The organism is Citrobacter sp. H12-3-2 (assembly GCF_009649895.1).
GTDB lineage: Bacteria > Pseudomonadota > Gammaproteobacteria > Enterobacterales > Enterobacteriaceae > Citrobacter > Citrobacter portucalensis.
Map to the genome: position 1 here is coordinate 2,501,718 of NZ_CP045837.1, position 13,472 is coordinate 2,515,189.

General features: G+C 55.0%; 14 protein-coding genes. 2 read left to right on the forward strand and 12 right to left on the reverse strand.

Annotated features, from left to right (window positions below; all coding sequences use genetic code 11):
• Positions 1-88: 88 nt before the first annotated feature.
• Positions 89-1,786, reverse strand: a complete 1,698-nt coding sequence (gene maeA / locus GHC22_RS11955) for a malate dehydrogenase (RefSeq protein ID WP_003833011.1) — start codon at positions 1,784-1,786, stop codon at positions 89-91.
• 179 nt (positions 1,787-1,965) lie between these two features.
• Positions 1,966-2,106, reverse strand: a complete 141-nt coding sequence (gene sra / locus GHC22_RS11960) for a stationary-phase-induced ribosome-associated protein (protein ID WP_003833009.1) — start codon at positions 2,104-2,106, stop codon at positions 1,966-1,968.
• Positions 2,107-2,333: 227 nt separating this feature from the next.
• Between sra and GHC22_RS11965 the strand changes: the two genes are divergently transcribed.
• Complete coding sequence (locus GHC22_RS11965; protein ID WP_153753046.1) at positions 2,334-2,765, forward strand: OsmC family protein; 432 nt, start codon at positions 2,334-2,336, stop codon at positions 2,763-2,765.
• An 84-nt stretch (positions 2,766-2,849) separates the two neighbouring features.
• Here the strand turns inward: GHC22_RS11965 and GHC22_RS11970 are convergent, their stop codons facing one another.
• The 6 genes from GHC22_RS11970 to GHC22_RS11995 are packed head-to-tail and all read right to left on the reverse strand — an operon-like array spanning position 2,850 to position 8,564.
• Positions 2,850-3,620 (reverse strand): 3-hydroxybutyrate dehydrogenase, encoded by a 771-nt coding sequence (locus tag GHC22_RS11970; protein WP_153753048.1) that lies wholly within the window; start codon positions 3,618-3,620, stop codon positions 2,850-2,852.
• Between the two features lie 11 nt (positions 3,621-3,631).
• Positions 3,632-5,026, reverse strand: a complete 1,395-nt coding sequence (locus GHC22_RS11975) for a GntP family permease (protein ID WP_196776256.1) — start codon at positions 5,024-5,026, stop codon at positions 3,632-3,634.
• 43 nt (positions 5,027-5,069) lie between these two features.
• Positions 5,070-5,993 carry a 3-hydroxyacyl-CoA dehydrogenase family protein gene (locus GHC22_RS11980; protein ID WP_153753050.1) on the reverse strand — a complete coding sequence of 308 codons (924 nt, stop codon included), beginning with the start codon at positions 5,991-5,993 and terminating at the stop codon, positions 5,070-5,072.
• Complete coding sequence (locus GHC22_RS11985) at positions 5,983-7,188, reverse strand: acetyl-CoA C-acetyltransferase (protein ID WP_008784790.1); 1,206 nt, start codon at positions 7,186-7,188, stop codon at positions 5,983-5,985. Before GHC22_RS11985 ends, GHC22_RS11980 begins: the two co-directional genes overlap by 11 nt.
• Before the next feature lie 10 nt (positions 7,189-7,198).
• A complete protein-coding gene (locus GHC22_RS11990; RefSeq protein ID WP_032943469.1) occupies positions 7,199-7,855 on the reverse strand; it encodes a CoA transferase subunit B in 657 nt (218 codons plus the stop codon).
• Position 7,856: 1 nt separating this feature from the next.
• Positions 7,857-8,564, reverse strand: a complete 708-nt coding sequence (locus GHC22_RS11995) for a CoA transferase subunit A (protein WP_003020020.1) — start codon at positions 8,562-8,564, stop codon at positions 7,857-7,859.
• 142 nt (positions 8,565-8,706) lie between these two features.
• Here GHC22_RS11995 and GHC22_RS12000 point away from each other — a divergent pair, with 142 nt between their 5' ends.
• Complete coding sequence (locus GHC22_RS12000) at positions 8,707-9,597, forward strand: LysR family transcriptional regulator (RefSeq protein ID WP_153753051.1); 891 nt, start codon at positions 8,707-8,709, stop codon at positions 9,595-9,597.
• 19 nt (positions 9,598-9,616) lie between these two features.
• On the opposite strand, the gene GHC22_RS12005 is transcribed toward GHC22_RS12000, so the two are convergent.
• From GHC22_RS12005 to GHC22_RS12020, 4 genes are read right to left on the reverse strand one after another with little or no spacing between them, the layout of a single operon-like run.
• Complete coding sequence (locus GHC22_RS12005; protein WP_153753053.1) at positions 9,617-10,552, reverse strand: ABC transporter ATP-binding protein; 936 nt, start codon at positions 10,550-10,552, stop codon at positions 9,617-9,619.
• Positions 10,545-11,531, reverse strand: a complete 987-nt coding sequence (locus tag GHC22_RS12010) for an ABC transporter ATP-binding protein (RefSeq protein ID WP_153753055.1) — start codon at positions 11,529-11,531, stop codon at positions 10,545-10,547. The genes GHC22_RS12005 and GHC22_RS12010 overlap by 8 nt, the downstream gene beginning before the upstream one ends.
• Complete coding sequence (gene ddpC, locus GHC22_RS12015; protein ID WP_153753057.1) at positions 11,528-12,424, reverse strand: D,D-dipeptide ABC transporter permease; 897 nt, start codon at positions 12,422-12,424, stop codon at positions 11,528-11,530. Before ddpC ends, GHC22_RS12010 begins: the two co-directional genes overlap by 4 nt.
• Positions 12,421-13,443, reverse strand: coding sequence for an ABC transporter permease (locus tag GHC22_RS12020; protein WP_008784784.1), 1,023 nt, complete (start codon positions 13,441-13,443; stop codon positions 12,421-12,423). Before GHC22_RS12020 ends, ddpC begins: the two co-directional genes overlap by 4 nt.
• Positions 13,444-13,472 lie beyond the last annotated feature (29 nt).

Consider the following 13,472-nt stretch of genomic DNA (forward strand, 5'->3'; position numbering starts at 1 on the left):
ATGTTAATCGGTGGTGAAAGTGTAATCGTAAGTTACGCAAAAGCGCAAGTGTTGAACGCCCGACAGCAGTGTGCCGCCGGGCAAACCGTCAAATAGAGGTACGACGGTAGTCGCGATATTCTGCCTGCCAGAAATTATCGTCAATTGCCTGTTGCAGCGCTTCGGCGGAGGTTTTCACTGCCACACCTTGCTGCTGAGCCATTTTACCGACGGCAAAGGCAATGGCGCGAGAAACGGTCTGAATATCTTTCAGTTCCGGTAGCACCAGACCTTCACCGTTGAGCACCAGCGGTGAATACTGCGCTAGCGTTTCACTCGCCGACATCAGCATTTCATCAGTGATGCGCGACGCGCCAGACGCAATCACACCCAGGCCGATACCCGGGAAGATATAGGCGTTGTTACACTGGGCGATTGGGTAAATTTTATCTTTCCACAGTACCGGTGCGAACGGACTACCGGTCGCAACCAGCGCGTTACCTTCGGTCCAGGCGATAATATCCTGTGGTGTAGCTTCAACACGGGAAGTGGGGTTGGACAACGGCATGACGATCGGACGCGGACAATGCTTGTGCATTTCGCGGATGATCTCTTCGGTAAACAGGCCGGTTTGTCCGGAAACGCCAATCAGGATATCCGGCTTAACGTTGCGGACCACATCGAGCAACGACAGTACATCTTCTTGGGTATCCCAATGCTGGAGATTTTCGCGTTTTTGCACCAGTTTTGTCTGGAAGGAGAGCAGGTTCGGCATTTTGTCTGTTAACAGGCCGAAGCGGTCGACCATGAATACACGTTGACGCGCCGCTTCTTCGCTTAAACCTTCACGCTGGATCTGCGCAATGATCTGCTCGGCGATCCCGCAACCGGCGGAACCTGCGCCGAGGAAGACGATGTTCTGTTCACTCAACTGGCTACCGGCCGCGCGGCTAGCCGCAATCAGCGTACCGACAGTAACCGCCGCGGTGCCCTGAATATCGTCGTTAAACGAGCAAATTTCATCACGATAACGGGTCAGCAGTGGCATAGCGTTTTTCTGGGCGAAATCTTCAAACTGCAACAGCACGTCCGGCCAGCGATGCTTCACGGCCTGGATGAATTCATCAACGAATTCGTAGTATTCATCATCAGTGATACGCGGATTGCGCCAGCCCATATACAGCGGATCGTTCAGCAGTTGCTGGTTGTTGGTCCCCACGTCCAGTACCACCGGAAGAGTATAGGCCGGGCTAATTCCGCCACATGCGGTATACAGCGACAGTTTACCGATTGGAATACCCATCCCGCCGATCCCCTGATCGCCAAGACCTAAAATACGTTCGCCATCGGTGACAACGATGACCTTGATATTGTGGTTAGGGACGTTTTGCAGGATATCGTCCATATTGTGGCGGTTCTGATAAGAGATAAACACGCCGCGCGCACGACGATAAATCTCAGAGAAACGCTCACAGGCCGCGCCGACCGTTGGGGTATAGATAACTGGCATCATCTCATCCAGGTGATTATGCACCAGTCGGTAAAACAGGGTTTCGTTGGTGTCCTGGATGTTGCGCAGGTAAATATGTTTGTCGATTTCGGTTTTGAATCCCTGATATTGGATCCAGGCGCGTTCAGCCTGTTCCTCAATCGTCTCGACCACTTCCGGCAGTAACCCCAGCAGGTTGAAGTTACGGCGTTCTTCCACACTGAAGGCGCTCCCTTTATTCAGTAAAGGGAATTCCAGCAGTACCGGGCCAGCGTAGGGGATGTAAAGGGAACGCAGTTTTTTGGTTTCGTTTTCCATGTCACTCACTCTTTTTTGAATAACCGTCCCTGGCGCTCTTTATGATCGTATGTGGCCTGTCCGCCAGGGAAACGGGCGAAGTATAAAGCATTGTGAATGGGTTAAGGGGTTTTATAAGCAAAAACACCACTGCGGTTGCAATGGTGTTTATCTCGTTACTCAGTCAGACGTGCGAAAGGCTACTTGCCGTCAGTGCGGCGCTTTCTTCCAGTAGGATTATTGACCACGTTGGTTTTGTCACCTTCGGTCACGATTTTACGTTGATTTGAGATTTTGTGGTCCAGTCCGAGAATATGACGGGCCTGACGGTTCGATTTCATTCTAACTCCTTAATCCTGTTACTGGTTTCAAGGGCGAGCCCGTAAGAGAACGGACGAAATACAACCTGATATAAAGCCGATGTTCAACATAACGGCTTTCTGGATGGTCGGTCATTTTATCTGAAAGGTCAATGCTTAAGCGGCAAATGAGAACTATCCCGTATGTAACATGCTTTTTCTCAGCCGTCCTATACTAGTAACTCCGACGACAATACAGGAGAGCGGTAATGACTATCCATAAGAAAGGTCAGGCACACTGGGAAGGCGACATTAAGCGCGGCAAAGGCACTGTGTCGACCGAAAGTGGCGTGTTGAATCAGCAACCGTATGGGTTTAATACACGATTTGAAGGTGTGAAAGGCACCAATCCTGAAGAATTGATTGGCGCGGCCCATGCAGCCTGCTTCTCGATGGCACTTTCGCTGATGCTGGGCGAAGCAGGGTTTACACCAGATGCCATTGATACCACTGCCGATGTTTCTCTGGATAAAGCAGATGCCGGGTTTGCGATAACTAAAGTCGCGTTGCATAGCCAGGTGAGCGTGTCGGGTATAGACGCCGCCACGTTTGACGGCATCATCCAGAAAGCAAAAGCCGGATGCCCGGTATCGCAGGTACTGAACGCGGATATTACGCTGGATTATCAGCTGAAGTCTTAATCATGGCGCGCCGGATGCGACTGCGTCTTATCCGGCCTACGACTGTGCCGGATGTAAGTCAGTCTTATCCGGCACCTGATGATGTTATTGCGCTACCCAACCGCCATCCATATTCCACGCCACGCCGCGCACCTGCGCCGCACCGTTTGAACACAGAAATAGTGCCAGCTCACCTAACTGTTCCGGCGTAACGAATTCGCGCGACGGCTGCTTTTCCGACAGCAGGGCGTCACGCGCAGCCTCAGGCTCTGCGCCTTCGGCAATACGCTTATCGATCTGCTGCTGGACCAGCGGCGTGAGCACCCAGCCGGGACACAGCGCATTGCAGGTGACACCCGTCTGCGCGGTTTCCAGTGCGATGGTCTTGGTGAATCCCACCACGCCGTGCTTCGCCGCTACGTAGGCAGATTTCTCTTTTGAGGCCACCAGGCCGTGAACAGAAGCGATATTAATGATGCGCCCCCAGTTTCGCGCGCGCATACCAGGAAGCGCCAGACGCGTGGTGTGAAAAACGGAAGAGAGATTAATGGCGATAATCGCGTTCCATTTATCAACCGGGAAGGTTTCCACCGGGGATACATGCTGGATCCCCGCGTTGTTGACCAGAATATCAACACCGCCAAATTCGCTCTCGGCATAGCGCATCATGTCGGCAATTTGCGCTTCATTGCTCAGATCCGCACCATGATAACCTGGCGTTTTGCCATATTGCGCAACAGCGTCTTTGGCGGCATCCACATCACCAAACCCGTTGAGGATCAGGGTGGCGCCCGATTGCGCCAGCACCTGTGCGATACCTAATCCGATACCGCTGGTCGAGCCGGTAACCAGGGCGGTTTTTCCCGTTAAGTTCATGATGATTCTCCTTAAACAATTCCGGTGGTGTAGAAGACGCCGATGACAAACAGTACGGCCAGACTTTTAATGACGGTAATAGCAAAAATTCCGCCATACGCCTGACGGTGGCTGAGACCGGTGATAGCTAATAAGGTAATGACTGCGCCGTTATGCGGCAGGGTGTCCATACCGCCGCTGGCCATAGACGCCACGCGGTGAAAGACTTCAAGTGGGATATTGGCAGCGTGAGCGGCCGCGATAAAGGTGTCAGACATGGCGGCAAGGGCAATACTCATCCCGCCAGACGCCGAACCGGTGATCCCGGCGAGCGTAGTGATACTGATAGCTTCATTGAGCAGCGGGTCAGGAATAGCCGCCAGCGCTTTTGACAGTACAAGGAAACCTGGCAGGGCGGCGATCACTGCGCCAAAACCGTACTCTGACGCGGTGTTCATCGCCGCGAGGATCGCGCCGCCAACCGCCGTTCTGCTGCCTTCCGCCAGGCGACCTTTAATGTTGCGATAGCCGAAGAGCACCACCAGCAGGATCCCAGAAATTAGCGCCGCTTCCACTGCCCAGATAGCAGTGATTTTACCGACTTCGGTGGTAATCGGTTTGGCGAGACCCGGAAGCTCCAGTTGATGCGTGGCGCCATACCATTGCGGGATCCAGCGGGTAAACAGCAGGTTAAATACCCCAACCAGGATCAGCGGAGAGATCGCGATGATCGGGTTCGGCAGATTAATGTTATCCGGCGTTTCCGGCTCGTTTAACAGTTCAGTCCCATAGCCTTCATTCTTTGCCTGCGCTTTACGACGCTGACGTTCGAGATAAACCAGACCAACAACGATGATAAACACGGAACCTATCAGACCCAGCCACGGCGCGGCCCAGGCGTTGGTACCGAAGAAACTGGTCGGAATAATGTTCTGGATCTGCGGTGTGCCTGGCAGGGCATCCATGGTGAAGGAGAACGCGCCCAGCGCAACGGTTGCCGGGATCAGCCGCTTCGGGATATTGCTCTGACGGAACAGTTCGGCCGCGAACGGATACACCGCAAACGCCACGACGAACAGCGATACGCCGCCGTAGGTCAACAGCGCACATACCAGCACAATAACCGGAATGGCATGGCGACGGCCGAGAATGTTGATAGCGGCGGCAACAATGGAACGTGAAAACCCAGATAACTCGATTAACTTGCCAAACACGGCCCCCAGCAAGAACACCGGGAAGTAAAGCTTCACAAAACCGACCATTTTTTCCATAAACAGGCCGGTGAAAGCAGGGCCGACGGCGCTGGGTTCGGTAAGCAATACAGCACCTAATGCCGCGATGGGGGCAAACAGGATAACGCTATATCCGCGATAGGCTGCCAGCATCAGCAGGCCCAACGCTGCCAGGGCGATTAATACACTCATCATGACTCCTCAATATCATTGTTATAGTGGGGTACAGAAAGAGAAGTTACGGTTTCAGGGCAAAGCGCAGTTGATGCTCCCTGCGTTGCTGGATGTATTCCTTGCGCGAATCATCCCAGCGATAAAATCCCTGGCCGCTGCGCAACCCGGTATCACCGTTGGCGACCTTGTCAGCGACCAGCGACATCATGTCGCTGCCGGTTGCCAGTTCCGGAAGCAGATGCCGACAAATGTCCTGCACCGTAGAAAGTCCGGTCATATCAGCAGCCTCCAGCGGACCGACCATTGCATAGCGACGTCCGAGCGAGGCGCGCATCACCTGATCAACCACTTCTGCGCTGGCGATGCCGCTTTTAACGATATGTAGCGCTTCACGCAGCAGAGCAAACTGCAGTCGATTGCCAACAAACCCTGGGGCGGCGCGGTCGAGCACCACGGCCTCAAGTTGCATCGCGATCAGTTGTTGTTGCAATTCATGGAGATATTCCGGCTTCGTTGCGGTGCCAGGTACAATTTCGACCAGCGGAATAAAATGTGGCGGGTGCCAGAAATGGGCGATCAGCAACCGTTCAGGATGGGCGAGTTTTTCTGCCAGCGCATCCGGCGGCAGGCCGCTGGTATTACTGGCAATAACGGCCTCCGGCGCGATCAGCTCTTCCAGTTGCGCATACAGTGCGTGTTTGAGTTCGAGCCGCTCCGGGATCGCTTCAATCAGTAACCGGCATGCGGCAATATCCTGTAGTGAGGTTGTGCCGTGCAGGCGAGCCACGACTGACGTTTTTTCACCAATTGCAAATTGATCGGTGACAATCAGCTCATCCAGAATACCGCCGGCTACGGCGCTTATTTCTGCAATTCGGCTGCTATCGGTATCGTATAACCAGACATCGTAACCAAAACGGGCGAAGTGGGTAGCAATGCCGACACCCATTAACCCCGCGCCCAGAACGCAGATAGGCTTACTTTGCATGAGCTACCCCCTGCGGACGTTCTACCGCCAGCGCCACCCCCTGACCACCACCTACGCACAGCGTGGCCAATCCTTTGGCTGCGTTGCTACGCGCCATTTCATGCAGCAGCGTTACCAGAATTCGGCAACCTGATGCGCCAATCGGGTGCCCCAGCGCAATCGCACCGCCGTTCACGTTTACCCGGTTGCTGTCCCAGTTCAGGGATTCGCCAACCGCCAGCGCTTGCGCAGCAAAGGCTTCGTTGGCTTCGATAAGATCCACGTCATTTAGCGTCCAGCCAGCACGCTTCAGGCACTGGAGTGACGCTTCTACCGGCCCAATGCCCATAATGGCGGGATCGACGCCAGAAACCGCGTAGCCCGCCACCTGGGCAAGCACTGGCAGATTGAGTTCCGCCGCTTTGGCGGCGCTCATCAACATCACCGCGGCGGCACCATCATTGATGGATGATGCATTTCCGGCGGTCACCGTGCCGTTACCCGGACGAAACGCCGGTTTAAGTTGCGCCAGCTTGTCGGCCTGAGTATCCGGGCGAGGTTGTTCGTCACGGTCCACCACACGTGGCGGCTTTTTGCCCTGTGGGACGCTGACCGGCGTGATTTCCGCGTTAAAACGACCCGCTTCAATGGCGGCGGCAGCTTTTTGCTGGGAGTGCAGGGCAAAAGCGTCCTGCTGCTCACGACTGATTACGAACTTATCCGCCAGATTTTCGGCAGTAATACCCATGTGATAGTCGTTGAACGCATCCCACAGGCCGTCATGCACCACGCTGTCTTTCATACTGGCATGACCCAACCGCAGACCGGCCCGCGCGCCGTCGAGATAATAGGGCGCATTGCTCATGCTCTCCTGGCCCCCGGCAATCACGATTTGCGCATCGCCACAGCGAATCGCCTGTACCGCCTGATGCACCGCCTTCAGACCCGAACCACACACCAAGTTGATGGTTAACGCGGGCGTGGTGACCGGCAGTCCTGCCCGTAACGCCGTTTGTCTGGCCGGATTCTGACCGCAGCCCGCAGTCAGAACCTGACCTAAAATCACCTCATCAATTTGCTCAGGCGCCACAGCCGTTTTTTCCAGCAGCGAACGGATCACCACTGAACCAAGCTCAACCGCGGAAAGTGGTGCCAGCGCGCCATGAAAACTGCCAATCGGGGTGCGCGTCGCCGCGACAATGACAACATCCTGCATGGTCAGCTCCTCAGCTAAAGTGCATTTCGGGGACAGTTTCGGGAACGATCAGCTTGCCTGCGGTTCTGGCGACAATTTCATCCACGCTGATGCCCGGTGCACGTTCACGCAGAATGAACGCACCGTCGGCAATTTCCAGCAGAGCCAGGTCGGTAAGCACGCGTTTGATGCAGGCCACGCCGGTCAGCGGCAGGGTGCAGGCGGGAAGCAGTTTGGACTCACCGCTTTTGGAAGCATGGGTCATTACCACAATGATATTGTCGGCTCCGGCAACCAGGTCCATCGCGCCGCCCATGCCTTTCACCATTTTTCCGGGGATCATCCATGAGGCGATATTGCCGTTAACATCGACTTCAAACGCACCGAGCACCGTCAGATCAACGTGGCCGCCGCGGATCATGGCGAAGGATTGCGCCGAGTCGAAAATCGCCGCGCCTTTGCGCGCCGTCACTGTCTGTTTCCCGGCGTTGATCATGTCGGCATCAATTTCGTCTTCTGTGGGAAACGGGCCCATACCCAGCAAACCGTTTTCTGATTGCAGCATCACATCCATGCCATCAGGGATGTAATTTGCCACCAGCGTGGGAATGCCGATCCCAAGGTTGACGTAATAACCGTCGCGCAGCTCGCGGGCGACGCGCATCGCCATTTGTTCACGCGTTAACATGTCAGGCTCCTTTCTGGCGCAGGGTGCGTTGTTCAATACGTTTTTCAAACTGCCCCTGAATAATGCGGTTAACGAAAATTCCGGGAGTGTGAATCGCAGCAGGGTCCAGTTCTCCGGGAGGGACAATTTCTTCGACTTCCACGACGGTAATGCGCCCGGCGGCGGCCATCAGCGGATTAAAATTCTGTGCGGTGTGGCGATAGATGACGTTGCCGTACCAGTCGGCTTTCCAGCCTTTAACCAACGCAAAATCACCGGTTATCGCCTGCTCAAGGATGTAAGGGCGTCCGGCAAACTCGCGAACCTCTTTCCCTTCCGCCACGGGGGTTCCATATCCGGTCGCGGTAAAAAATGCCGGGATCCCCGCGCCGCCCGCGCGCAACTGCTCTGCCAGCGTACCCTGTGGCGTCAGGATGGCTTCCAGTTCGCCGCTAAGCACCTGTTTCTCAAACAGGGCGTTTTCCCCCACATAGGACGCGACCACTTTGCGCACCTGACGCGTTTCCAGCAGCACGCCAAGGCCAAAGCCATCCACGCCGCAGTTGTTTGATACAACGGTAAGTCCCTGAACCTCCCGACGGCGTACTTCGGTAATCAGGTTTTCAGGGATCCCACATAAACCAAAACCGCCCGCCAGCAGCGTCATGTTGTCGGTCAGTCCTTCCAGCGCCTCTTGATAAGTGGCAACACGTTTATCCAGTCCAGCCATACACTTGCCTCCCCAGTTGTCCTTGCCGACATCATTGGGGGTGAAAAATGATTTGTTAATTTTAAATTTGTGACTCACTCATTGGGTTTTTTTATCAATTTAATGTTAATTAAAGGTATTCAACAAGTTAAAGGAATGCGAAATGGGAATGAGCATCAAACAGTTACGCGCGTTTTTAGCGGTAGCTCACACTCTGAATTTTGCTCATGCCAGCGAAAGACTGAATATGTCGCAACCCGCGTTAAGCCTGGCGATTAAAGGACTGGAAGATTCGCTGGGCGGGGCGTTACTGTTAAGAACAACTCGCAAAGTGACCCTGACGCAGGAGGGAGAAACGCTGCTGAATATGGGGCGACAGCTGCTGGCGGACTGGGAGAATACGGAAGAAGCCATGCGCCAGCGCTTTACGCTGCAGCGCGGTAAAATATCGATCGCCGCCATGCCCTCATTTGCCGCTAACGTCCTGCCATCGGTACTGAAAACATTTCGTGATTCTTATTCCGGTATCAACGTAACGGTTCACGATGTAATTAATGAACACGTGATTGAAATGGTCAGTGAAGGGCGGGTCGAGATGGGCATAGCCTTCGAGCCGGACTATTCGGGACATCTGCATTTCACGCCGCTCGGCGTGGATCGTTTTATCGCGATTGTGCCGCCAACCTGTCGACTGGCAGACAGGGGTCGTATTGCGTGGCGCGAACTGCTGACGCTGGATTTTATCACCCTGCAACGCCCGTCCGCCGTGCGGCTGATGCTGGAAGAACAACTGGTGCAAAGCGGACATACGCTGGAAGTAGCGCTGGAGAGCCATCAGTTGGTAACCGTTGGCCGTCTGGTGGCTAACGGTCTGGGCGGTAGCGCCGTACCTGCACTATGCCGCACGCAAATGACAGAGTTAGGCGCAACCTGTATCGATCTGGATACGCCGGTGATCCAGCGTCGGATCGGGGTTTTGCGTTCGGCGCATCATAAATTATCTACCGCTTCCGAGGTGCTGGTGGATTCACTGAAAAAGGCGTATCGCACCTGACTTTTCTCAACGGCTCAGGTCATGTAACCGCCCGCCAGCAGCGAACGTCACAGCCGGTATCACTCTTCAGCAATGCCTGTTTTTTCTCACAACCGTGGGTTGCCAATGGACATCTGTCACGGAAAAAGCAGCCCTGGGGCAACGTTCGGTTTCCCGGTAGCTCGGTTTTACGTAACACCAAATCTTCCGCCAGCGGTGCGCCCGTTTTAGGTACCGAGTCCAGCAATAATCGTGTGTACGGATGGGCGGGGTGAGTGAGAACTTGTTGGGCATCGCCCAGCTCAACAATTTGCCCGAGGTACATCACCGCCACACGGTCGCTCATATGGCGGACCACCGACACGTTATGCGATATCAATACGTAGGTCAGGTTTCTGCGCGCCTGTAGCGACACCAGCAGGTTGAGAATTTGCGCCTGCACGGAGATATCCAGTGCTGAAGTGGGCTCATCAAGGACGATAACATCCGGCTCTGACGATAGCGCCCGGGCAATAGCAATACGTTGGCGCTGTCCACCGGAAAACGCGTGCGGCAAGCGGTCGAGATATTCAGGACGAATCCCCACCTGTCGTGCCAAATCCTCGGCAAGCATGCGTCGTTCACGCTCCGGGCTCCGTTTTTGGATCCACACCGGTTCGGTAATTATCCGCCACACCGGTAAGCGCGGATCCAGTGATGAAAGCGGGTCCTGAAAGACCATTTGCATACCGTTATGCTTCTTATCACCACGGCGAGAATAGCTTCCCTGACTGGGTTTCAACATGCCCATCAACAGTTGCGCCAGCGTACTTTTTCCACAGCCGGATTCGCCAACAATCCCCAGCGTTTCACCCTGGCGAATCTGTAAATCCAGACCGTTGAGCGCATGCACCCGTTCCGTAACCTTGCCAAGCCAGTTTTTACGCGCAGGAAAGTTGACATGAACATCCTGCAGCGCCAGTAAAAAATCAGACATGTGTTGTCTCCAGTTGCGGATACCAGCAGGCAGATTGTTGATCTGCACCTCCCTGACTACTTAACGCCGGCGTTTCTTCACAACGAGGACCAGCGGCAAAGCAGCGGTCGCGAAACGCGCATCCGGCAGGTAAGCAGGTTAGGTTCGGCACGGTGCCGGGAATGGCGGGCAGCAATGTGCGCGGTTCGCCGTGTTCCGGTGCACATTTCAGCAAGCCGATGGAATAGGGGTGAGTCGGGCGTTGAATAACAGTTTGCGTCGGGCCACTCTCAATCACACTCCCGGCATACATGACATACAACCGGTCGCATAACTGTGAAACCACCGCCATATCATGGCTGATAAATAACACGGCTGTTCCACTGGCGCGCGCTTTTAACTTCAGCAAACGCAGCACCTGCAGTTGCACCGTGACGTCCAGTGCAGTGGTCGGTTCATCGGCAATGATAAGCTCCGGCTCGCACGAAAAGGCCAGCGCAATCATCACGCGTTGGCGCATACCGCCTGAAAGCTCAAACGGAAAACGTTTCATGACCTCCGGCGCACCCGGGATTTGCATCTCTTCCAGTAGAGCGACGGCTTTCTGGCGGGCATCCGTGCGGCTTAACGCCTGATGATGGCGGATCACCTCCACCATTTGCTGGCCAATACGCCGGGTCGGATTCAGTGCCGTCATGGGCTCCTGAAAGATCATCGCGACGCGTGCGCCGCGCCATTGGCGCATTTGTTTCTCACTGGCGTTGAGCACATCTTCACCCAGCAGCGAAACGCGTCCTTGGTGAATACGATAGCTTCCCTCCGGTAGCAGACGCATGGTGAGCATGGCGGTCACGGACTTACCGGAACCGGATTCACCCACCACACCAACGATTTCTCCGCGATTGATGTGCAGTGATACGTGGTTCAGCGCATGCACGTCAGCTTTATAGCCGGGGAAACTCAGATGCAAATCTTCGATTTCCAGTACGGGTTGTGTCATGACTGTTTTCCTCCGGCTTTCGGATCCAGCAGATCGCGAATACCATCGCCAAAGAGATTAAAGCCCACGGCGGTAATCAGAATGGCGGCGCCGGGAAAAGCACAATACCACCACTGATCAAGCACGTAATTGCGGCCAATTGCGACCATCGCCCCCCATTCAGCGCTGGGCTGCTGGGCACCCAGACCGATAAACCCGAGCGTGGCGGCCATCAGGATCGCGCTGCCGATATCCAGTGATGCCTGCACAATGAGCGGCGGCAGAGAATTGCGTAAAATGTGCCAGCTAATCAGATGCCAGCGTGAAGCGCCGTAGGTCCGGGCAGCCTGTACAAAAGTAAACTGGCGTACCACTAACGTCTGACCACGGGCGAGGCGTACATAGAAAGGGATACGGACGATTGCAATCGCCAGCATGGCGTTAAACAGGCTGGGGCCCAGCGCGGCGGCTAACGCCATCGTCAACACCAGCGAAGGAATGGACAGCATAATGTCCATCATCCGCATAATTATCGCGTCGGCACGCCCACCCATGACACCCGACAAGCAACCCAGCAGTGAGCCCAATCCCCCGGAGATACCCACTACCACCAGACCCGCAACGACAGATTGCTGACTTCCTACCAGAACGCGGCTGAACAGATCGCGACCGACTTCATCGGTTCCAAACCAGTGAGCGGCTGACGGGGGCAGCAGGCGCGCACTCAAATTGATGGCATTCGGATCGTGGGGTGTTATCCACGGCGACAGCACCATCAGCAGCAGTATCAATACGATGATGACCCCGCCAACCAGCGTCAGCGGGCTACTTTTCATCATCCAGAACAGTTTGGCCCAGTCCGTGCGGCGGCGTGCAGTCTGAGGGGCGGTCGGTGTTTCTTGTGTGAGCATCATTCAGCACCTCCACGTCCAATTCGAGGGTCTACCCACAGATAGAGTAAATCCACCACCAGGTTGACCAGCACATAGGCGAACGAGACCACCACCGCAAATCCCATTACCGCCGGGAAGTCGAGTGCCTGAATTGAGGTCACCACCCAGGCGCCCATGCCAGGCCAGGCAAAGACCGTTTCGGTCAATACCGCACCGTAGAGCAGATCGCCCAGCGCCAGGCCGAGGACGGTGATTGATGGGATAAGTGCGTTAGGCAATGCATAGCACAACACGATGTACCAGCCCGGCAGCCCGCTGGCGCGCGCGGTGCGAATGTAATCTTCACTCAGTTGCTCCAGCATGGCGGAACGAATCTGACGGGCAACGATCCCAAGATGTACAAAAGCCAATGTCAGCGATGGCAAAATCAGGTGCTGAAGCGCATTGAAAAAGACTTCGCCGTTTCCTTCCAGCAGAGCATCAATCAGGTAGAAACCGGTGACGTGAGCAGGTGGATCCAGCCAGTCGTCTAAACGCCCACCGCCGGGTAAAATTTGCAGATGACCGTAAAACAGCACGATAACCCCCAGCCCCAGCCAGAATGCAGGCGTGGAGATACCGGTAATTGCCATTAGCCGAACAAGGTGATCAAGCCAGCGGTTACGCCAGACCGCAGATAAAATACCCAGCGGGATACCTATCACCAGCGCCAACAACAAAGAGCAGAAAGCCAATTCAAGGGTCGCGGGGAAGAAAATGCGCAGCTCATCCAGTACCGGACGTCCGGTGCGAATGGATATGCCTAAATCGCCGTGAAAAATATCGCTGACATAGCGAAAAAACTGGACATACAGCGGTTGATTCAGCCCCAGCTGTTGGCGAATATTTTCGACGATTTCATCGCTGGCGCGATCGCCCGCCAGCAGCCGCGCGGGGTCGCCAGGTATCAGGTGTGAAATAATAAAGGTGATTACGCAAACACCGATAACCACCAGAATAAGTCCCCAGCATCGCTGGCGTAAAATACTCCAGAACGTCATTAGCTTCCCCTTGCGGAGCCAGAGCGGCT

Coding starts and splice junctions, on each gene's coding strand:
- GHC22_RS12020 (WP_008784784.1), bottom strand. CDS start 13,443: ATGACGTTCTGGAGTATTTTACGCCAGCGATGCTGGGGACTTATTCTG.
- GHC22_RS12010 (WP_153753055.1), bottom strand. CDS start 11,531: ATGACACAACCCGTACTGGAAATCGAAGATTTGCATCTGAGTTTCCCC.
- GHC22_RS11980 (WP_153753050.1), bottom strand. CDS start 5,993: ATGCAAAGTAAGCCTATCTGCGTTCTGGGCGCGGGGTTAATGGGTGTC.
- ddpC (WP_153753057.1), bottom strand. CDS start 12,424: ATGATGCTCACACAAGAAACACCGACCGCCCCTCAGACTGCACGCCGC.
- GHC22_RS11975 (WP_196776256.1), bottom strand. CDS start 5,026: ATGATGAGTGTATTAATCGCCCTGGCAGCGTTGGGCCTGCTGATGCTG.
- GHC22_RS11985 (WP_008784790.1), bottom strand. CDS start 7,188: ATGCAGGATGTTGTCATTGTCGCGGCGACGCGCACCCCGATTGGCAGT.
- GHC22_RS11990 (WP_032943469.1), bottom strand. CDS start 7,855: ATGTTAACGCGTGAACAAATGGCGATGCGCGTCGCCCGCGAGCTGCGC.
- GHC22_RS12000 (WP_153753051.1), top strand. CDS start 8,707: ATGGGAATGAGCATCAAACAGTTACGCGCGTTTTTAGCGGTAGCTCAC.
- GHC22_RS11995 (WP_003020020.1), bottom strand. CDS start 8,564: ATGGCTGGACTGGATAAACGTGTTGCCACTTATCAAGAGGCGCTGGAA.
- GHC22_RS11970 (WP_153753048.1), bottom strand. CDS start 3,620: ATGAACTTAACGGGAAAAACCGCCCTGGTTACCGGCTCGACCAGCGGT.
- GHC22_RS12005 (WP_153753053.1), bottom strand. CDS start 10,552: ATGTCTGATTTTTTACTGGCGCTGCAGGATGTTCATGTCAACTTTCCT.
- maeA (WP_003833011.1), bottom strand. CDS start 1,786: ATGGAAAACGAAACCAAAAAACTGCGTTCCCTTTACATCCCCTACGCT.
- GHC22_RS11965 (WP_153753046.1), top strand. CDS start 2,334: ATGACTATCCATAAGAAAGGTCAGGCACACTGGGAAGGCGACATTAAG.
- sra (WP_003833009.1), bottom strand. CDS start 2,106: ATGAAATCGAACCGTCAGGCCCGTCATATTCTCGGACTGGACCACAAA.